At 47.3% G+C, this 21,504-nt stretch carries 14 protein-coding genes; 11 read left to right on the top strand and 3 right to left on the bottom strand.

The genetic code is table 11. The annotated features are described in order from the left end of the window. Position 1: 1 nt before the first annotated feature. Entirely contained in the window at positions 2 to 733 is a 732-nt protein-coding gene (locus Q0882_RS02095; RefSeq protein ID WP_299177339.1) for a response regulator, read from the bottom strand. Between the two features lie 318 nt (positions 734 to 1,051). On the opposite strand from Q0882_RS02095, the gene peaA reads away from it, so the two are divergent. The 9 genes from peaA to Q0882_RS02050 all read left to right on the top strand — a co-directional run bounded on the left by peaA (position 1,052) and on the right by Q0882_RS02050 (position 12,481). After that, complete coding sequence (gene peaA / locus Q0882_RS02090) at positions 1,052 to 2,662, top strand: quinohemoprotein amine dehydrogenase subunit alpha (protein ID WP_299177336.1); 1,611 nt, start codon at positions 1,052 to 1,054, stop codon at positions 2,660 to 2,662. Between the two features lie 60 nt (positions 2,663 to 2,722). Further along, on the top strand, positions 2,723 to 4,156 hold the full coding sequence (peaB, locus tag Q0882_RS02085; RefSeq protein ID WP_299177333.1) for a quinohemoprotein amine dehydrogenase maturation protein: 1,434 nt from the start codon (positions 2,723 to 2,725) through the stop codon (positions 4,154 to 4,156). Between the two features lie 4 nt (positions 4,157 to 4,160). Then, positions 4,161 to 4,484: a quinohemoprotein amine dehydrogenase subunit gamma gene (gene qhpC / locus Q0882_RS02080; protein ID WP_299177330.1), complete on the top strand. Its 324-nt coding sequence runs from the start codon at positions 4,161 to 4,163 to the stop codon at positions 4,482 to 4,484. 13 nt (positions 4,485 to 4,497) lie between these two features. Then, a complete protein-coding gene (gene peaD / locus Q0882_RS02075) occupies positions 4,498 to 5,625 on the top strand; it encodes a quinohemoprotein amine dehydrogenase subunit beta (protein WP_299177327.1) in 1,128 nt (375 codons plus the stop codon). Between the two features lie 93 nt (positions 5,626 to 5,718). Continuing rightward, entirely contained in the window at positions 5,719 to 7,461 is a 1,743-nt protein-coding gene (locus Q0882_RS02070) for an ABC transporter ATP-binding protein (protein WP_299177324.1), read from the top strand. Beyond that, entirely contained in the window at positions 7,458 to 8,132 is a 675-nt protein-coding gene (locus Q0882_RS02065) for a S8 family serine peptidase (protein ID WP_299177321.1), read from the top strand. Before Q0882_RS02070 ends, Q0882_RS02065 begins: the two co-directional genes overlap by 4 nt. A gap of 34 nt (positions 8,133 to 8,166) precedes the next feature. Further along, positions 8,167 to 9,507: an FAD-dependent monooxygenase gene (locus tag Q0882_RS02060; RefSeq protein ID WP_299177318.1), complete on the top strand. Its 1,341-nt coding sequence runs from the start codon at positions 8,167 to 8,169 to the stop codon at positions 9,505 to 9,507. Between the two features lie 160 nt (positions 9,508 to 9,667). Beyond that, positions 9,668 to 10,990 (top strand): hypothetical protein, encoded by a 1,323-nt coding sequence (locus Q0882_RS02055; protein ID WP_299177315.1) that lies wholly within the window; start codon positions 9,668 to 9,670, stop codon positions 10,988 to 10,990. 78 nt (positions 10,991 to 11,068) lie between these two features. Beyond that, positions 11,069 to 12,481 (top strand): aldehyde dehydrogenase family protein, encoded by a 1,413-nt coding sequence (locus Q0882_RS02050; protein ID WP_299177312.1) that lies wholly within the window; start codon positions 11,069 to 11,071, stop codon positions 12,479 to 12,481. A 309-nt stretch (positions 12,482 to 12,790) separates the two neighbouring features. Here the strand turns inward: Q0882_RS02050 and Q0882_RS02045 are convergent, their stop codons facing one another. Together Q0882_RS02045 and Q0882_RS02040 are read right to left on the bottom strand one after the other, a co-directional pair. Then, positions 12,791 to 13,834, bottom strand: a complete 1,044-nt coding sequence (locus Q0882_RS02045) for a 2Fe-2S iron-sulfur cluster-binding protein (RefSeq protein ID WP_299177309.1) — start codon at positions 13,832 to 13,834, stop codon at positions 12,791 to 12,793. A 112-nt stretch (positions 13,835 to 13,946) separates the two neighbouring features. After that, a complete protein-coding gene (locus tag Q0882_RS02040; protein WP_299177307.1) occupies positions 13,947 to 14,978 on the bottom strand; it encodes a hypothetical protein in 1,032 nt (343 codons plus the stop codon). A 400-nt stretch (positions 14,979 to 15,378) separates the two neighbouring features. Here Q0882_RS02040 and Q0882_RS02035 point away from each other — a divergent pair, with 400 nt between their 5' ends. Continuing rightward, positions 15,379 to 17,178, top strand: a complete 1,800-nt coding sequence (locus Q0882_RS02035) for a methyl-accepting chemotaxis protein (protein ID WP_299177304.1) — start codon at positions 15,379 to 15,381, stop codon at positions 17,176 to 17,178. A gap of 93 nt (positions 17,179 to 17,271) precedes the next feature. Next, positions 17,272 to 21,204: an ATP-dependent RNA helicase HrpA gene (hrpA, locus tag Q0882_RS02030; RefSeq protein WP_299177301.1), complete on the top strand. Its 3,933-nt coding sequence runs from the start codon at positions 17,272 to 17,274 to the stop codon at positions 21,202 to 21,204. Positions 21,205 to 21,504 lie beyond the last annotated feature (300 nt).

Raw genomic sequence — 21,504 nt, 5'->3', positions numbered from 1 at the left:
ATCAATTGACCTCACCGGCAAACATATATCCGGCACCATGAGCCGTGAGAATAAAGTGAGGGTTGGCGGGGTTATCTCCCAGTTTGCGACGTAAGCGGCCAACCATCACATCTACAGACCGATCGTTGGGGGTCCACTCGCGATCATGGATAGCATCCATTAGCTGGTCCCGGGAAAGAATGGCCCCCGGTGCACTTAACAGCGATGCAAGCAGTTTGAACTCCCCTTCAGGTAAGCGTTCGCTCTCCCCCGCAGGTGAGGTCAGCAGACGTTTATTCGCATCCAGAGACCACCCTTCAAAGCACCACTGATGGTTGTTGTTGGTTTCACTGCTACGAGCTTGCTGACTGTCCCGGACTCGCCAGAGCAGATTTTTGGCTCGCACCAGGAGTTCTCTTGGATTGAAGGGTTTGGTGACATAATCATCAGCGCCAAGCTCCAGGCCTACAATCCGGTCTATCTCATCATCCTTACTGGTTACCAGAATGATACCGACGCTGGAGACTGAGCGAAGTTCACGGGTGAGGGTGAGGCCATCTTTTCCAGGAAGGTTAATATCCAGTAGCACCAGATCAATCTGTTCATGCTGAACTCTTTCGCATAGGTCATCAGCTTGTTCTGTTTCGAGAATGAAATAGCCCTCTTTGCTGAGATAACTGGAGAGCAGCGAGCGTGATGCGATGTCATCTTCCACAATCAATATACGGTACTGGTTATTAGGCTTTGGATTCATAACTACAAAAATCTCTGGTTCGCCCGTGTGAGAGGGCCAGGTAGACGCTTTCTATTTTCTCAGTCTAGCAATGGGGTAAGGCCATTAAAAGGTTAGACAAAAAATAGTCTGGCTGTAAATTAATTATTAAATTTCATTGAGTTATATCGTTGCTGACTCTCTGTGTTACAAGCTGTTACATTACAAAACAAAACAGCACATATGCCGGATACTTCGTTTACATGACTGGAGTAATTTGTGTAGACCCAAACAAGCGTTGGGAGCTCTGGTTAGAGTGACTGTGCTTGATACATAACAAAGGATCACCAAAAGTGGGGAGTGATAGTCTTGAAAAATCATAGCATGAAGCGAGTTCTTCGCTTTGGCGGGGCTGTAGCTTTTCTTGGATTTGCATCAACGGCATCGGCCATTGATGGACCACAAATCATCAAAGAAAACTGTCTGCTATGTCATAGTGAAACAGGCAAGGCTGAAGCGCCTTTTACGCGTATCAGTGAACAACGTAAAACCCCGGAGGGTTGGCAGACTACGATTAATCGTATGAAAAGCCAGCGGGGCCTTAAGATCAAGCCTGAACATGAGCGGGTTCTGATCAAATATCTGGCTGATAATCAGGGGCTGGCTCCTGCGGAGACTGCAGGACTTAGATATGTCCTGGAGCGTGAGCCGAACGTGATTGAACAGGATGTGCCTGAACATGTTGCTGGTACTTGTACTGGCTGTCACTCCAGCGCGAGATCAGGTCTGCAGCGCCGGACACAGGATGAATGGGAAAAACTGATTCATTTCCATATGGGGCAGATTCCATCGATTGAGTTCCTGGCAGGGCACCGTGATCGTCCTTGGTTCCAGATCGCTACCAGTGAGACTAGTGTGAAACTGGGTGAAGGGTATCCTCTGGTAACGAAAGCATGGGATGACTGGAAAGCTACACCTAAAGCGTCATTGAAGGGCGATTGGGTGATGAGCGGTCATATGCCGGATAAGGGTGATTTCACTGCAACCGTATCTGTGATGAACAGCCAGCAGAAAGATGATTATGTGCTGCTGATCAACGGTCACTATGCGGATGGCTCTAAATTGAGTGGTAGTGGTAGCGCGAAGGTGTTTACCGGCTATGAGTGGCGTGGTGCCGTTGTGATCAATGGTCGCAAAATGCGTCAGGTCTTCGCTGCGTCTGCAGACGGTACTGAACTTTCCGGCCGTATGTTCCTGAAAAATGATGATGTCATGGGCGGTAAAGTTACTGCGATGAAAGCGGGTAAAGCGGAAACCGTTGTTTCTGTCTCTCCTGCTTATATCAAACAGGGTAGCTCTCAGACATTGGTTATTGGTGGCGCGAATCTGAGTAAAAAAGTATCTCTGGGCAGCGGTATCACTGTTGAGAAGGTGATTTCGCAGAGTGCTGACCGTCTGGTTGTGCAGGTGAAAGCTGCAAAAGATGCTGCAGTAGGTCTGCGTAGCCTCAAAGTGGGTAGTGACTCACTGGAAAATTCAGTAGCTGTTTACGACAGTGTAGCTCGTGTTGAGGTGACACCATCTGAATCTATCGCTCGAATCGGTGGTAATGGCGGTCTGATCCCTAAACAGAAATCTATCTACCGTGCTGTTGGTTATGCAGCAGGGGCAGATGGTAAAGCGGGTACTGAAGATGACATTCGTCTGGGTTATATGCCTGCAAACTGGTCTTTGAAACCTTTTGATGCGGTTGCTGAAGAGGAACATGACCTGAAATACGCAGGTGCAATCGATGCGAAAGGTATCTTTACGCCGGGTGATGCGGGTCTGAACCCTGAACGTAAGATGTCGACCAATAATGTCGGTAACCTGGCCGTGGTTGGTACAGTTAAAGAGGGTGATGCTGCTGTAGCAGGCGAAGCTCATCTACTGGTAACTGTGCAGGACTTCGTCAAAGAACTGATTCAGTAATCTGAATGTGATAGCAACCTCAACCAGCCGTTAAGGCATACAAATATTAACGAGGTGATTATGGGATCTCTATCTCTGGTAAAACCAAACATCCATCTGGTGGATCTGAAATCGCGCACTATGCTGTTTCACGTACCGACCAGTGGTTTGTTTGAACTGGATGAGATGAGTAAGGATGTAATTGATCTGTTTGACGAACAGGGTGATGTAACTGCGTCAATGATCAAAGAGCATCTGGCAAGCCGCTATGCTGCAAATGAAGTGTTTGATCTTCTTGAAGAGTTAAAGTCTCTGGAGATTATTCACGATAGTAACGGCGTTGCCCGCTACAATCCTGAGCCAAAAAAGGTCGAGCAATTTCCACTGACGACAGTGGTTCTCAACGTCAATACCGGTTGTAACCTGAGCTGTACGTACTGCTATAAAGAGGATCTGACGACACCGTCAGCAGGTCTGAAAATGTCAGTTGATACTGCGATTAAATCAGTAGAGATGTTACTGACAGAGTCGCCGGACCAGCGTCAGTACAATGTGGTGTTTTTCGGTGGAGAGCCACTGTCGAATATGCCATTGATCCGTGAAGTGGTCGCTTATTGCGAGCGCCGGTTTGCCGATCTTGAAGCACGTGTCGATTTCACTATGACAACTAACGCAACACTTCTGACCGAAGAGTTGATTGACTGGTTTAACGAACACCGGTTTGGTCTGACCATCTCTATGGATGGGCCAAAAGCGATGCATGATAAAAATCGCATCACAGTCGGTGGGCAGGGAACCTATGATGTTGTGAAGAAGAAAGTTGATATGCTGCTGTCACGTTATACCGCACGTCCTGTAGGGTGCCGGGTGACGTTGACAAAAGGCATCACCGATGTGGAAAGGATCTTTAATCACCTCTATCACGATCTGGGATTTGCCGAAGTTGGTTTTGGGCCGGTGACTTCTGGAGATATTGCAGAATTCAATCTTTCACCCGAAGAGATGGAAACCGTCTTTGAAGGGCAGAAACGATTGGGCAAAGAGTATCTCAAGGCTGCGCTTGAAAACAAAAATTTTGGCTTCGGCAATATGCACCAGTTGATGACGGATCTTCATGAAGGCAATAAGAAACAGCTTCCTTGTGGGGCCGGTGTTGGCTTGTTAGCTGTTGATAAAGAGGGTGGACTTAACCTATGCCACCGTTTTACCGGATCCGATATGCCTCTGTTTGGCGATGTTGAAAATGGCATCGACAAACCTGCGCTCTCCTCATTCATCGAGGAGCGTCTGGACCGCTCTGATAAAGGTTGTGAAACCTGCCGGATTCGTAATATCTGTTCTGGCGGTTGCTATCACGAAAGCTATGCAAAATATGGTGATCCTGCGAAACCTTCCTACCACTACTGTGATCTTCTACGCGACTGGATCGATTACGGGGTAGAAATCTATTCGCAGATTATGCTGGAGAACCCAGGGTTCTTTGACGCATATGTATCTCCACGAAGAGGTGCTTAACAAAATGAAACACTTAAAGTCATTCAATAAGAAAGCAAAAATGCTGGATGCTGCTGTTTCCCAGGATGATGTGGAAGAAGTAGTTGCAATGCAGTCAGTCGTTGGCTGTACCTCAGTAAACGATCCGGGTTGGGAGGTTGATCCATTTGGTGGATTGGGCTCTTTGTGCCAGCCAATGGAATCTGATCTCTATGGTTGTGCGGATGCTTGCTGGTGGCCTGCACAGGTACCAGACACAATGTCTACTCATCCGAACTGGTCTCAGGATGTGGCTAAAGCGGATGAAGATTGGCGCAAGATTGATGCTGTCTTCCCGGAATCTGAGTAAGGGGATAACTGAGATGAATTTTAAACAGATAATCCGCCCGGCAAAACGACTGGGTATGGTGATGACCGGCCTTGCGTTGTTGGGTACAGGTTTAACTACCCAGGCTGCTACTGAAGAGTACATGTTGACGGTGACTCGCCCGAATCAGCTGCATGTTATCGATACCAAAACGGATAAGGTACTACGCAGTTGTGACGTACCTGGCATCTTTGGTAACGGAGGTATTGCAACCTCTCCGGATGGGAAGATCGCTTATGTCATGACCAACAAGTGGGAAGATGTTTACGGTTTCAATATTGATAACTGTAAAATTGTTTTCTCCCTGAAGCAGTCTTCATCGAAAGAGCAGGTTAAGAGCATGATCTCGATGTCCGTCAGCGCTGACGGTAAAGAGCTCTATACAGTTCAGAATCCGGTAAAACTGCATAAAGACCATTTTGAAGCGTTGCAGCCTCGCTTGGCAGTTTTCAACACAGCTGATGGTATGAATGCTAAACCGGTTCGTACGTTTCCTGTAGATCGTCGTATCACTAAGCTGGGTTTTATCGAGAAAACCGGTGAAGTGATTCTGGGTGGTGCTGACATTAAGGCGATCAACCCTAAAAATGGCGAAACGCGTACACTGGCTAAATTACAGAACTGGGATCGTAGCCCTGAGGGTTGGGTTCCACCGGATGCCTTTGCTATGCATAGCCTGGGTGAGCATGTCGGTGAATACATCATGCCGTATTTCACGATTAAGTGGAACGGTGCGCCGGGTGAGATGGAGAAGGCAGAGTTCCTTTGGGGTATGACCAAAGTAGACACGAAGACAGGTGAAGTGACCACCGGTGAAGTGTTGCCTTTTGAGTTTATCGTCTTCAACTGGCTGACTGATCCAAACAATGAGGATATTGTTTATGGCTCATTCAATCAGCTGTCCAAGCATAATGTGAAAGAGGGTAAAACACTGGCTGTTCACCCAATGGAACACACCTACTACAACATCAATATGTTGCAGGACGGTAGTAAGATCTATATCGGTGGAACTTCAAGTGATATCTCCATCCATGATCCGAAAACATTGGAAAAAATTGGCTCGATCCAGTTGAGTGGTGATATGTCTACTTCTGATCTACGCCTTGCAAAAGTACAGCGCTAAGATTAGGGTAAATACTTAGGTAATAGATAAAGGGGCGATCTTGATCGCCCCTTTTTTGCATATAAAGCATAAAAATGAGATGTCTATCCCGGTATGTTGAAGTGGCTTTCCCGCACGGTAACGCATGATAATCCGCAGCAGTTAGAGCAGGCATTTCGCTGGCTATACAGTTTCGTAAAACCACAAAAGACTGCGATTTTAGGTTTGCTACTGCTCTCGGTCGTCGCGTCGATGATGGTGTTGTTGCAGCCCTGGCTCACCAAGATGTTAATCGACGATGGCTTGATCGCAAAAGACTACTCGGTGCTGGTGGCTGTTGCGATCTCAATGATTTTCCTCGGGATCTTCAGTACGCTGCTGTCGGGTATCAATCGATATCTGCACACTCAGCTCTCAGGCAAGATCCTGTTTGCGCTTCGAAATGATATCTATCAACACCTGCAGACTTTATCCCCGCTGTTTTATGGCAAACACCGTATCGGTGACCTGATCTCCCGTCTGGATGGTGATGTAGCGCAGATTCAGCGTTTCGCGGTGGATAGTCTTTTCTCTGCCGTGAGTAGTGTTCTGGGATTGGTGGGTGCTGCGGTAATGATGTTATTGCTCTCCTGGAAGTTATCCCTGCTGGTTCTGATAATGATTCCTCTTGAACTGCTCTGGTTACGGTGGATGCGCCAGAAGGTTGAGGTGCAGACCCGTAGGTTACGTGAACGCTCTGCTGATATTTCCAGCTTTCTGGTTGAAACCCTGCCTGCGATGAAATTTATACAGTCAGTTGGACAGGAAAAACGGGAAAAAGAACGCTTGTCAGGTCTGAATCAACATTATCTGGGTGATCTGCTAAAGCTTCAGGTGACTGAATTTTTTACCCAGGCAATCCCTAATACCCTGACCTCATTAACCCGTGCGGCAGCATTTCTGATCGGTGGCTACTGGGTGATCGAGGGGCAGTGGCAATTGGGGGCTCTGATTGCGTTTTCAACTTACTTGGGTATGGCTGTAGGCCCTGTGAATAGCTTATTAGGTCTGTACGTTGCAATTCAGCGGATGAGTGTCAGTCTTGGGCGAGTGAACGAATTACGATTGCATCAGGCGGAGGTGCCTCCTGCAGAACGGTGGTGCTCATTGCCTGAATCAGGAGAGGGAAATCTTCAGATTACAGGGTTGAGTTTTACCTATCCGGGGCGTAAAGAACCGGTTTTTCAGCAAGCTGATCTTTGCATCAGCGGTGGGAGCAAAGTTGCCCTGACTGGGGCATCAGGTGTTGGAAAATCAACTCTGGTTGACCTGCTCCAGCGTCATTTTATTCCCGACAGCGGCTGCATTGCGTTGGATGGGGTCGCGATTGATAGAGTGGATCCCGCTCAGATACGGCAGCAGGTGGCTGTTGTCAGTCAGGATATTGTCCTTTTCCGCAGCTCTCTTAAGGAGAATATACGTTATGCCTCTCCAGATGCTACGGATCAGGAGGTTGAAAATGCTGCTGAATCAGCCCGGCTTCAGGAGCTGATTGAGCTACTGCCCCAAGGCTTAGAATCCGAGTTGGGTGAACGAGGGCAACAGCTATCGGGTGGCCAGCGGCAGCGGATTGCTATCGCAAGGGCTCTTCTGCAAAAACCTCGAATTCTTGTATTGGATGAAGCCACAGCGGCTGTTGATGAGCGGACAGAAGCGGAAGTGATTGCAGCTGTTGATCAGTTATTTAGCGATCGAACCCGTATTCTGATCAGTCATAGGGCATCAACGCTCTCAGGCGCCGATCAACGTATCCGTCTGGAGGGTGGGAAGCTGATTGATGAAGATAGCAATAGACCCGCTGCGGAGGTGTTCGTATGACCATTTCTATCGGTGTGGTTGATAGTGGATTTCGGCCAGACCAGCAGCAACAGATTATCGATTCTGCTTCGTTTTATCTGGAGGAGGGTGCTCTCTGGATGGGAGCGTGTGAGTTTGATGCCATGGATCACGGGGCGCGGATAATCGAGATTATTCATCATCACCTGGAATCTGCAGAGATCTATTCAGCACAGGTTTTCGATCAAAGGGGAGTAACCACTCCAATACAGGTGGCTGCTGCAATTGATTGGTTACGTGAGCAGGGCGTTCAGCTGATCAATCTGAGCCTTGGATTACGTCAGGATCGGGAGGTGCTGGCTAAGGCTGTGAAGAGAGCGGTTCAGCAGGGGGTTATCATCTGTGCATCATCCCCGGCCAGAGGCGATCCTGTCTACCCATCCGCCTATCCGGGTGTTTTCAGGATGACAGGGGATGCCCGCTGCACTTTGAATGAAATCTCATGTCTTGAGACCGAGTTTGCTGATTTTGGTGGTCATGTCCTTGGTCTCGATCAGGTGCAGTCAAAAGCGGGGGCCAGCCTGGGTTGTGCTCATATGTCAGGTCAAATTGCGAAACTATTTGCGGAATCCGGTCTGCTTGATTTTAATGAGCTTGCAGCTAGGTTAAAACAGCGCGCGGCCTACTTCGGCCCTGAACATCGTTTATATTAAATCAGATCTACGGCTATCCGGTGAAGGAGTAGCAATGTTAAGTCAGCAGCGTGACATCGTGATTTTAGGTGGAGGCCCCTCCGGGGCTGCAGTAGCCATTGGCTTAAAGAAATTGGGTTATGAGCATATTACAGTTATAACCGAAGCTCGCCCTTTTAAAGCGATGGAAGGGATTTCCGAGCGCGTTGTTGAGGGGCTTAAAGGTGCAGGCTTCACTCATGCGCTTAAGGACCTACCGGAGCCCAGTGCAAGATTTGTCACCTGGAATGGGGAAAGTAATCAGGCCAACACAGAGCGTTTAATTGACCGGACCGCGTTTGATCAGGCGCTGATGATGGATCTCGCCATCCAGGGTATTCATGTCATTCAGGGGCGAGTTAAAGAGCTGAAAAGTGCGCCCTTTGGGCATGAAATCAGTGTGGACTCCTGTGGTCAGTTGCTATCAATCTCTGCTGATTATCTTGTTGAAGCCCGAGGAAGATCCGCACCATCTGCAAAACTTAAACGCCTTCGCGGGGCTGAAACGGTATCGTTGCTGCAATACTGGCAGGGTGAGCCGATGGCGCGCTGTTCCGCTGTGCAGAGTTTTGAGCAGGGATGGGCGTGGATGGCTGCCGATGAAAATGGCAGGCGTTACCTTCAGCTAACTTTTGATGTGGCGAGCACTGTACTACCTGAAAAATCGAGATTGGTCGATTTTTGTAATGAGCAACTGGCTCAATTGACACAGGCAAGACCGTTTCTTGCCGATGCGGAACCCACCGGTGAAATTCATGCCCGCACCAGTACGCCGATCTTATGCGAAGAGGCGGTTGGAGATAACTGGATCAGGGTGGGGGATGCTGCGATGTCCGTGGATCCGCTGTCGGGAAATGGGATTTTCCAAACTCTCTCCTCTTCTCTGCAGGCACCTGCGGTCATCAATACCCTATTATCTCAACCTCAGCGCTCCCGATTGGCGCAACAGTTCCATCAATTGAGAATCACGGAACTGTTCTACCGTTTTGCTCGAATCGGCAGAGACTTCTACGCAATGGAGCAGCAGTGGCCGCAACAGTCATTCTGGCAGACGCGTGCGGCCTGGCCAGATAATCAGCCTCTTCACCTACCGCCGGATATCTCACAAGTGGAAGTTCATCCCCGGCCCGTTGTAAATGCCGGATTGGTTGAACTGGTGGATGTTGTTACCACGCCGGATCAGCCGCTGGGTATCTGGCATCTCTCAGGGGTTCCGTTAGCACCTGTTGTTAATGCCTATCATGAGACTTCAAGCTTAGTTGAACTGCAAAACCGGCTTTTGGCTGAGGGAATTGGCGAGGCACAGCAGAGAACTGTGCTCGGCTGGTTAAGTCAGCAGGGTGCGCAGTTTAGTTAGACTAAGCCTCTCTTGTTACGTTTTGTTACATCTCTAAACAAATAAAGACATTCCTCGCAAATCTGGTTTACACCGTCCTTTTAATATCGAGTAATCAAAGTTGCTATTTCAGCAGCTATAACAACAAAGATATGACTGTGACGGTGGAGGAACCATCCAGATGAAAAAAATGTTCGCAAAATCCTTGCTAACAGCAGCGGTTACCGCAGCGGTAGCAATGCCTGTTCATGCTTATAACCTGCATACCAGTGATGCTGGTGAAGTAAATCTGGATGTGGAAGCAATCCTGGGTGCTTTTAGCAGTGAAGAGACCTATGACACAGTGGGTCTGGCTAACACAGGTGAAAGCCGTGATTGGCAAGAGGCATATATCAAAGCGGGTATCAGTGCTACACGTAACCTGGAAAACGGTGCCGCAGCGTACGGTGCAGTAAGCTTACTGGCGTCCGGTACTTGGGGTGACGGTGATGCGATGGGTATCCAAACCGGTGATGAGCGTGAGCTTGATCTGGAAGATGCATACATCGGTTACCGTAACGATATGTTTGATATCTCCATCGGTCGTCAGAATATCTCCTTCGGTGACGGTTTTCTGATTAACGGTGATTCACTAAACTTTGGTGAAGGTTTGGATGATGCGCTGGCTGGCGGAGTGCCTGGATTCGAATCTGATCGTGGTGGCGCATATTGGCTGGCAGCACGTAAGGCGTTTGATAAAACAGCAATTGTTCGTGTAGGCGGTGATTCCGGTCTTCGCTCAGATATCTTCTGGATCGAATCTGATAACGCAGCGCAGGCAAGTACAGAGTTGGCCGGTATCAATCTGGAATATGTAACAGAAACGGGTACTTTCGGTGCGATGTATCTGGAAGGTCTGGATGTTGATGATACTGAAGCAGGTGTTTTGGGTCTGACTCATCGTGATGGTCAGGAAACCTTTAGTCTTCGTTACCAGGGTAGTGCTGGCGTAGAGAATCTGTTCCTTTCTGGTGAGTTTGTGACGCAGGATCAGGGTGATGCTTCACGTAAAGATGGTGATGCATGGTATGTTGAAGCAGGTTGGACGTTTGCTGATGTGGCGTGGTCGCCTAGCGTAAACTACCGTTACAGCACCTTTGATGAAGGTTTTGACCCACTGTTCTTCGGTTTTAACCGTGGTTACGGTACATGGTTCCAGGGTGAGGTAGCTGCTAACTATGCCGGCCCATTTAACAGTGATACTGATGTACATCATCTGGCTGTAAAAGCCGCACCAACTGAAACACTGGCTGTCGGCGCACTGTTCTTCGACTTCAGCAATACTGCTGGTGGTACCGATGCAAATGATGGTCAGGAGCTGGATATCTACGCAGAGTGGGTTGTTAATGATCATCTGATCATTAGTCCACTGGTTGGTTTCTATACGCCTGATTCTAATAGCAGCACTCAGGGCAGTGACGACACCAACACATACTTCCAGGTTCTTGCGATCGTACCTTTCTAACCCCTTCGGAAAAACGATCAAACGAATACCGGGCTTTCGGGCCCGGTACTCTTTTCCTGCATAGTTAAGGCGTTTTTTATGACTCAACAATACTCAATGATTATTAACGGACAGGCTGTTGCTGGTGAACAGGGCACTTATCCTGTGATTAACCCTGCTACAGCAAAGGCATTTGCAGAGTGCCCATGTGCGTCGGTGAATCAGCTTGATCAGGCTGTAGATGCTGCTGAAACAGCATTCAAGGAATGGCAGCACAGCTCTCATGAAGAGAGAAAAACGCTATTACATAAGATTGCGGATAAAATTGAAGAAAATGCTGCCGAGTTGGCAGAGATTATCGTTACCGAACAGGGCAAACCTCTGCCTTTGGCTCAGATGGAGGTTGGCGGTGCAGTTGGCTGGACTCGCTACACGGCAGAGCTGGAGATCCCTGTTGAGATCGTAGAGGACAGTGAGCATAAGCTGATAGAGATGCACCGTAAGCCGATTGGTGTAGTGGGCTCTATTCTGCCTTGGAACTGGCCGCTAATGATCGCAGTCTGGCATATTATGCCCGCGCTGCGTGCCGGTAATACCGTAGTTGTTAAGCCATCACCCTTAACGCCCTTTAATACGCTCCGTCTGGTTGAATTGATGAATGATGTTCTTCCTGCGGGTGTGGTGAATGTTTTGACAGATGAAACGGAAATTGGGCCTGCAATGAGTGCTCATGACAAAATCCGTAAGATCGTTTTCACCGGTTCGACGCCTACGGGTCAACACATCATGCGCAGCGCTGCGTCTAATCTGAAGCGCCTCACCTTAGAGTTGGGTGGAAATGATGGTGGTATTGTTCTGCCTGGTGCGGATCTTGATGCAATCGCTGAAGGTATTTTTCAGACTGCTTTCCTTAATATGGGTCAGACCTGCGCAGCTTTAAAACGTCTTTATGTGCATGAGTCTCAGTATGAAGAGCTGACTGATAAGCTGATTGCTATTGCGGCTCAGCAAAAAGTGGGTCAGGGCTTTGAAGAGGGTATCAGCTTTGGTCCCCTGCAGAATAAGATGCAATATGATCTTGTAAGCAACCTCATTGCGGATGCTAAAGCGTGTGGGGCTAAGGTCCATGCGGGCGCTGATATTCCTGAAAATGAAGGCTACTTCATTGCGCCAACGATCGTGACAGGTGCACAGGATGGTATGGCCGTTGTTGATAAAGAACAGTTTGGTCCGGTACTGCCTGTGATCGCTTACTCTGACATTGATGCTGCGGTAGCAGCTGTGAATGCCAGTGAAAATGGTTTGGGTGGCTCTGTTTGGGGAACTGACCTTGAACAGTGTCAACAGATTGCTTCAAAGCTGGAATGTGGAACAGCCTGGATTAACGGGCATGCTGAGGTCTTACCTCATGCGCCTTTCGGTGGCTGCAAAATGTCGGGTTTCGGTGTTGAGTTCGGTCAGGAAGGTTTGCTCGAATACACCACGATTCAGGTCGTCAATATTAATCGTTAAACGTGGGTTGATTGTTACTCCACCCCTTCGGAGAACATGATAACCACACGCTCTGCTTACTGGCTCGTAAGTTTGGGTTTGGGGGGAGTCGCTTCCCCCCTCTTTTCTATCCCTGAATCGGCCTGTTAAAGCTAAGCAGTTTCCTCTTCAGAACAACCATTTTCCTCTCTGTACTTCAGAATCGGCCTTCTGGGGTATTCACTCTCAAGCGTTGTTAATCGCTTGAATTCTTTAGGAGCTTTTTAAGCTCCTTTTTTTATTCACAAAAAAAACCTGCAATAAATGCAGGTTTTTAGGTGATGGTGGCGGTTACACAAGGCGGTCGCTTTCAGGAGCAACTGGTAGCGCTTGATCGAAGAAACCTTCACTATGAATCATCTCTTCATTAGCACCTAGCTTCTTAGCTGCTTCAGCGCATGCATCAACAAACTCAGGACTGCCAGCAATATAGATTGAGTGGCGGGACAAGTCAGGATAATGATCTCCAAGGATGGTTGGGATACGGCCATGTAGATAGCCTTCTTTCTCTTCCTGAGTCAGTGTTGGAATGAACTTGAATCGGCGGTGCTTAGCATTCCAGAACGCCATCAGGCCCTTGTCATAAATATCTTCCTCCTGACGTGCGGAAAACATCAGGTGAACCTGTTGTTTGAAGCCGCGACGCAGTGCAGCATCAGCCAGTGATAGGATAGGAGCAAGGCCTGTACCAGCAACTAGGCATAGTACTGGGCCATCGGTACTTGGGTCACCGATGAATGTGCCATATGGACCTGAAACGTTTAGCATGCTGCCCGGAAATAGATTGTCATGTACCCAGTTGCTGGTTTCTCCCTCGGGTACGCGAGTGATCTGCAGTACAACTTCACCGTCATTGGTTGGGGCGTTGGCAATTGAGTAGCAGCGAGGGGTAATTTTGCGTTCGATATCATTGACCATGACATATTGACCGGGCCAGTAACGCATCTGTTTACCCACCGGGCGAATACGGATCTCAGTGATACGTGGTGTCCGCTCAATCCGGTCAACCACAATAAAGCGGATATTTTCTGATGGCGGAAATAATTTTGGTTGCGCGTCCTCTGTGCCCCACTCAATCTCAATTTCATTGGAAAGGGGTTTACACATACACATCAGGCCGTAGCCATCTGCGCGCTCCTCTTGAGATAGGGCCATGTCCATAATCAGACCCTGATCGAATTCACCGCTATTTACCTTAACTTTACACTCACCGCAGGCACCGGCTCGGCAGTTATTTGGCAGGGCGTAGCCGTGACGTTCTAGTGTTTCCAGTACGGTTTCACCTGCATTTGCTTCTACTTCTTTACCTGAGGGGGCTAACTTAACTACACCCATAATCTTCTCCTGGACAAACTTGCATAGACTGTTTGGTTTGTATACGTCAGGTACGAACAAGCCAAAGGGAACCCTTTGGCTTGCGATTTACCGTTTGACTGCAATCAATTCCTTAGAAAATAGGAATAATATCTGCAGCATCCAGGTCAGCCTGAGTGACTTCCTCACCAGTAATTCCTACTTCTGGAATTGCAGGGAAAGGAGTGTCGTACTTATCCAGAACCGCTTTCAGGTTCAGCATAGCGTCACGCCAGTTATCCTTCTTAGCTTCGTAAGTTGGGATCCCGAAACCAGCTTCACGAGCAATCGCTTCCGCTTCGCGCTGAGTGGAGATAAAGTCTTCTGGTAGATCCCAGAACTCTGCTGGCGGCTCAAACAGTACTGCAGAGAGGAACAGGTAACCGGCACGGATCTGCTTAGTGATTACAGACTTGTCTTCCTGAGACAGGTTCGGGTAATCACGCTCCATCAGGGACAGGCAGATCGCCATGTGTCGACCTTCGTCACGACCAATGTTCTTGAATGCTTCCTGGAATACCATCTCTTCACAGCTCTGAGACATCTGCTTGAAGATAGTCGCGGCAGCAATCTCACCCATCAGGAAGGAGGAGAACAGAACGGCCAGGCTGTACTTAGGAACTGCCTGCTTGTAACCATTCCAGTAACGGCCTCCGTTATAGTACAACCACGCAGCGTTACGTTTCAGACGCTTACCAAGATCGGTTTTTGGCTCATATTCCAGTGGGCTGTTGCATTCCAGAAGCTTAGTGATAGCCAAACCACACATCTGTTCGTGGTTCTGTTCATCACGTGTTACTGAGAAGAAACAGCGGCGGATTGCATCTTCTTCATGATCTTCATAAGTTTTGATGAAAGCTTCAGCAAATACTGGAGGCGCAGATGCGTCGAATACGGACAGTAGTGTCCACCAGTAAGCCATCGCTTCACGCTCTTCCCAAGAATAGCTCTCGACGTCAAACGTATCCCATGGCAGATCTTTAGGGTTCCATGCTTCACGCAGGGATGCATCCCAGATCTCTTCTGCTTTTGATGTCTTTGTTTCCCAACTCAGCGGATAAATATTCGGCTGAGGAGTTGCTGGTGGCATGTCCATTGTATTGGCGATCTTGTCGTGTGAAGCCATGTTCTAAACCTCGTAAAGTCGTTTTTTTGTAGTTATATGTGTTGATTGCCTTTTTAGGTTATTTAAAGTGATACATAAAATCAATACTTAACATGTAAATTGTGTCATTTATTTTGTGTGGTTATTTGTTTTGTGAAAGGGCTTCAAGGATGGTTATGAGTGTCTGGGTTGAGGGTATGAATAAAATCATCCAATAAAACAGTAGGTTGTATGTTTTTGTTGAATTGTTTTTCTTGAATTGTTTTAACCTGATCTCAGGTGTAACAAAAAGTAATTTTAAGTAACGTGATACTCAAAGTGTGTAAGTATTTGTATTTAGTGTGTCTTGATGTTTGTTGGGTGGGTGCGTCTTTAGTAGTATTTATTAAAAATAACAACAATAGGAATGCTTAACGTGGGTATGTATAACGCAATTGAAAGGGCGCTATTTGATTCACTAACTAAAAAAATTTCTGGTAATGTTCTGTTTCTGCTGCTGCCCGTAATTGGGTTTGCCCTACTCGGGTACTGGGTTTATCTGGAGCTTAAGTTAATTCAGTCTATTTTGGGGGTGCATGCTGCTGTGTATGAAGGGGTTGCGAAGATGAATGAACTACTCATTCAGCTTGGCTCTCTGTTTCTTGTGATTGCACTGATAAGTTCTGTATTCAGTATCTTTTTTTTACGTCACCTTTTACTTCGGCCTATTTCTGATATCACATCCGTGCTTCAGGCGGTAAAAGATAACGATGGTGATATTTCGGCCAGCCTTCCTGATTACACCCATGATGAAATATCTACTTTGGCTAAAAGCTACAACGATTTTTCAACAAGTTTGAAACAGATGATTGCTGAAACGCGAGCGCACAGCGTTAAGGTCTCTCTCAATTCAAATCAGCTTCAAAAGATTATTATCGAAGCTAAAGGGTCTGCTCAGCAGCAGGAAGAGCAAGCGCATAAAGTTTTTCAGGCAAGTCAGGAAGCATCCCAAGCGATCAGTGGTATAGCAAACCATACTCAGAAAATATCTGTGAGCAATGACAATAACCTGGGTGAGATTCGCAGTGCAGGTGATGAGATGTCACAGGTTAAAGAACGGATGCGTGCTATTGAGCATCAGGTATCAGATTTTCAGCAAGTGGTTCATCAGCTCTCAGAAAATTCAAATAATATTTTGAAGGTACTCTCCTTGGTTCAGGATTTTTCGGATCAGACGAATCTGCTGGCGTTGAACGCTTCTATTGAAGCCGCGCGTGCAGGCGAGGCGGGAAGAGGGTTCTCCGTCGTTGCGGATGAAGTTCGGACGCTATCGCAAAAAGTTAATGACGCGACGCAAGAGATCGATACAAATATCCATGAGATGGTTTCATTAGTGGAGAATACGAGCTCTGGTGCTTCCAGTATCATGGATTATGTGACAGAAACTGATGGTTATATTGCTCAGACAAGTCAAAAATTTACCGCGATGATCAATGATTTTGAAACAGTTTCTGGTCAGATGAATGAGATAAGTGCCGCAATCGAAGAGCTTTCATACAGCAATGAAAATATGCATGAGCATGTTTCGGAGATTACAAACCTTTCCGGAGCGATCAAATCAGAGATGGAGCTGTCAGCCAGTTATTCACTGGAGCTAGAGAGTTCGACAGAGGATATGCAGGAGCTATTATCCAGATTCAGTATCGGTTACGGTGGTTTTGAGGAGATTCTCAGGAAAACTCAGGAAGGTGCTGCGGTGGTTCAGGATGGATTACAACGCCTGGTTGAGAAAGGAGTAGCGCTGTTTGATTGCAATTATGTACGTACAAACCATGACCAACTACCCGCAAAATTTGATACCAGTTATACGGATATCTTTGAGCAAGAGATGCAGCCTATCTATGATCGCTTCATTGAAGATAATCCTGAGTTTGCAATTGGGTGCTCCTTTGATCTGAACGGTTATTGCCCTGCGCATAACAGTAAAATATCCAAGCCGATGACCGGGAGTTTTGAGCAGGATAATGCATTTAGTCGACATCGCCGTATGTACAATGCAAGCCGTGCTGAACTTAGACGTGCAAACCAGACATCTCCCTTCCTCTTGTTAACAGTGATCCGCGACACTGGAGAGATAATTAATTCATTATCCGTTCCCCTCTATGTTAATGGTCAGCACTGGGGGAATTTTTGTACGGGATTCAAGCCTGAAATTTTGCTGAAAGAGAATGCTAACCAATAAGGCAGTTCTGATATAGAGGGAGCGTTATAGCGTGGAGCTTACTAGGGGCATCGGGTAGAATGCCCCTTTTTTTATGCCGTGGGATATTTCACTTTGAGCGCCTCTGTACAACAACTCTATGCCTGCCTGTCTGATTGCCGTATCTCAGATCGGTTTCGTCTTAAGCGATTGATCGATAAAGCGCGCAGAACAGATGTATCAGAAAGTGAGTTATCTAAGATCGCAGAAAAAGTAGATGTTTCTTTGCAGTGGGTCGATCAGCGAAGAGGGCTGAGCCAGAAGATTATCTACCCTGATCTGCCCATCAGTAGTCGCCGTGATGAAATTACAAAGGCGATCGCTGAAAATCAGGTTGTGGTTTTAGCTGGTGAAACCGGCTCGGGGAAAACCACTCAGCTCCCTAAAATCTGTCTTGATATGGGGCTGGGCTGTAAAGGACTAATCGGGCATACCCAGCCGAGAAGGCTGGCGGCTCGTACCGTGGCCAGTCGTATAGCTGATGAGCTTCAAACCCCCTTAGGTGGGCGGGTTGGATATCAGGTTAGATTCCATGATCAGGTTAGTGACAATACTCAGGTCAAGCTTATGACCGATGGGATATTGCTGGCCGAGACTAAACATGACCGCTTTCTCGAGCAGTATGAAGTTCTGATCATCGATGAGGCGCATGAGCGTAGTTTGAATATCGATTTTCTGCTCGGGTATATCAAACGGATCCTGCCTAAACGTCCTGATCTGAAGGTTATTATCACTTCAGCTACTATTGATCTGGAACGGTTTTCAAAGCACTTTGACAATGCACCAGTTATTGAGGTTTCGGGGCGTACCTATCCTGTAGATATCCTCTATCGGCCTTTGCATGAGATGGACAGTGATGATGAGCAATCGCTTGATCTTCAGCAGGGTGTACTGGCTGCGGTTGAAGAACTGCTGGATCGTGAACGGCAGCAGGGTAAGGGGCCGCAAGGGGATATTCTGATCTTCTTGCCGGGAGAAAGAGAGATTAGGGAAACCGCGGAAACACTCCGTAAGGCAGAGCTGAAAAGTGTAGATGTGCTGCCTTTATATGCCCGGCTGTCGCTGGCTGAACAAAACCGGGTATTTCAACGGGGGCGGGGGAGTGTGGGTACCCGGGTGGTTCTGTCCACCAATGTGGCTGAAACGTCGCTTACGGTTCCCGGTATTAAGTATGTAGTTGATACTGGATTAGCCAGGATAAGCCGTTATAGCTATCGCTCTAAGGTGCAAAGACTCCCGATTGAAGCTGTTTCACAGGCGAGTGCTAATCAGCGAGCTGGACGCTGTGGTCGAGTTTCTGAAGGAACATGTATTCGCTTGTTTTCTGAAGATGATTTCAATGGCCGACCTGAGTTTACTGATGCTGAGATCCGTCGCACCAATCTTGCTGCGGTTATCTTGCAGATGCTTTCACTTAAATTAGGGGATATTGCAGCTTTCCCTTTCGTTGATCCACCCGATTCCCGCTACATCAATGATGGATTTAAACTGCTTGAAGAGCTGGGAGCCGTTGATAAAAAGAGAACGATCACCCGGGTAGGGTGGCAGCTATCTAAGCTGCCGATTGATCCTCGTTTGGGGCGAATGGTGGTTGAAGCAGCCAGAAATAACTGCTTACGAGAGATCCTGATCATTGTGAGTGCATTAGGTGTTCAGGATCCAAGAGAGCGTCCCCAGGAAAAGCGCCAGGCTAGTGATGAAAAGCATCGTTTGTATGCGCATGAGGAATCTGACTTTCTTACGTTTGTAAATCTGTGGGATCTTTATGAAGAGCAGCGTCAGGCACTCAGTCAAAATCAGTTAAGAAAGTATTGTGCTAAAAACTATCTCTCATATATGAGGATGAGAGAGTGGCGTGATACCCACCGGCAGCTACATATCATCTGCAAAGAGTTGCAAACGCAAGATGGAAAGTTTGTTGAGCGGGACCAGCCGGCGTCTTATGAGTCAGTGCATCGTTCTCTATTAGCAGGCCTTCTCAGTCAGATGGGGTTAAAACAGGAGGGTAAAGAGTACCTGGGTGCGCGTAATCGCCGCTTCTTTCTCTTTCCTGGTTCTGTTGTCTATAAAAAAGCACCTAAGTGGGTTATGGCTGCAGAGATGGTTGAAACAAGCCAGCTCTACGCACGCTGCATCGCCAGGATTGATCCAGTGTGGGCAGAACGTTTAGCTCCTAATCTGATTAAGAAAAGTTACAGTGAGCCCCATTGGGAGAAGAAACGCGCTGAAGTTGTTGCGATTGAGCAGGTGACGCTGTACGGACTGATCATTGTGCCTAAGCGCAGGGTGAGCTTTGGTAAAATTGATCAGGAGGTTTCACACGAAATCTTTATCCGTCAGGCATTGGTGGAAGGGGAGCTTCGGACAGCTGCGACGTTTATTAAAAAAAATCGTTCCCTCCTGCGCGGTGTTGAAAGGTTAGAGGCGAAGTCCCGAAGAAAGGATCTGCTGGTTGATGAAGAGCAGCTTTTTGAATTTTATCACCTCAGGTTTAAAAGCCTGAAGGGCGATCATATTGTCAACGGTGCTGGTTTTGAAAAATGGGTCAAAGAGGTAGAAGGCCAGCAACCGGATGCACTTATTATGCAGGAAGAGGATATCCTGCAGCGGTCGGCCGAGCACGTCACAATAAATGCCTATCCTGATTTTTTGAAATGGGATGATGCCAAGCTTAAGCTGTTCTATAACTTTTCGCCGAGCGCAAAGGATGATGGTGTAACACTGCAAGTACCATTACCTCTATTAACCTCGATTCCACAGCAGCAGATTGAATGGCTTGTTCCCGGCATGCTCGAGGAAAAGTGCACGGCGATTCTTAAGGGGCTGCCGAAACAACAGAGAAAGCACTTTGTTCCAGTGCCCAATTATGTTGATGCATTCGTGCAGGCGGTGGAATTTGGTGTCGGCAATCTCTACGAGGTGTTCGCACATCACCTTTTACGTATGACCGGTATTCGGATAGTTGAAAGTCAGTTAAGGCAAGTTGAGTTAATGGACCATCTGTTGATGAACTTGCGATTAGTTGATGAAAAGGGCCGTTTACTGAAAGAGTCGCGCAGCTGGGAGAGTCTTAATCAAGAGTTTGCTTCTCAAATCAGTGAACGGCTCACAAAACAATCCGACAGTGAGTGGGGGAGAGCTGGTCTGGTTGATTGGGACTTTGAAACCTTGGAGGTCAGCTGTAAGGTCAGTAAGTATGCTGGCGTAGAGGTTGAGGCCTATCCTGCATTGGTTGATAAGAAAGAGAGTGTCACGCTGTGCCTTAAACCTCATCTGGCTGAAGCGGAACAGGAAACCATTCAGGGTACTGTACGGCTCGCATTGTTAAATATGCGAGAGCAGGTTCGTAACGCACGTAAGGGTTTAAGTAAGGATAAACTGACTCAGACCGTTTTGCTGAGCGGAGGGTTATTTAATCCTCAGCAGCTTGAGCGGGAGATAATCTGGCAGGCATGCCGCGCTTTAATGAACTTAGATGAAGCGTTAATACGCAGTAACGCTCAATATCAAAAGGCGTTGCTAGAGTGCAAAAGCCATCTGTACGAGAAAAGTGAGCAGTTACTGTTAAAAATAGAACAGATTGCTAAAGCTTATAACCGTATCCAAAAACAGTTAAAGGGCAAAGTTCAGCTGAATGAAGTGACCGTTCTGAATGATATCAAGTTACAGCTGAGTGCTCTTTTACCCGAAGGCTTTATCGCTAAGACTTCATACAAGATTTTGGAAAACTATGAGCGCTACCTTAAAGCAATAGAGATACGGTTAGAAAAATTCAGGCGCAACCTCCGACAAGAGTGCCTCTATAGTGACATGCTGATGCAGATGTACCAGCAATATGCACAGCGTCTGGAAAAACATCAGGGGCAGGGTGTTTATGATCCTGAGCTGGAGAGCTATCGCTGGATGATTGAGGAACTTCGGGTCTCTCTGTTCGCTCAGCAGCTTGGTACACACCAGACCGTCTCCGAAAAGAGGCTAAAACAGCAGTGGAGTAAAGTGATACCTTGATACAGGTCAATCAAGCGGTGGTGTCATACTTTTGTATCAGCGTTAAAGGTGGATAATAGGTAGCACAAAGGTTGCACAAGCCATATGGGTATGGTGTAATGCGCGGAATTTATTTTACGCCGCCTGTCAGAGCGATGGTTTTAATTAAATCTGGCAGTATAAATAAGAAGCGTAGGGCAGGAATTAAAGATATTAACTAACCTGCCGAGAGAGAATTTAGAGGAAAAAATCTTTCATTTGTTTGAAATATTTTTTTTTTATAGTATTTTCATAGCGTAATAGCGTGTTTAACGCGTTATG

Source organism: uncultured Neptuniibacter sp., assembly GCF_947498015.1.
Lineage (GTDB): Bacteria > Pseudomonadota > Gammaproteobacteria > Pseudomonadales > Balneatricaceae > Neptuniibacter.
The sequence above is the reverse complement of the archived record's forward strand: the minus strand, read 5'-3'. Positions and strand labels throughout refer to the sequence as shown.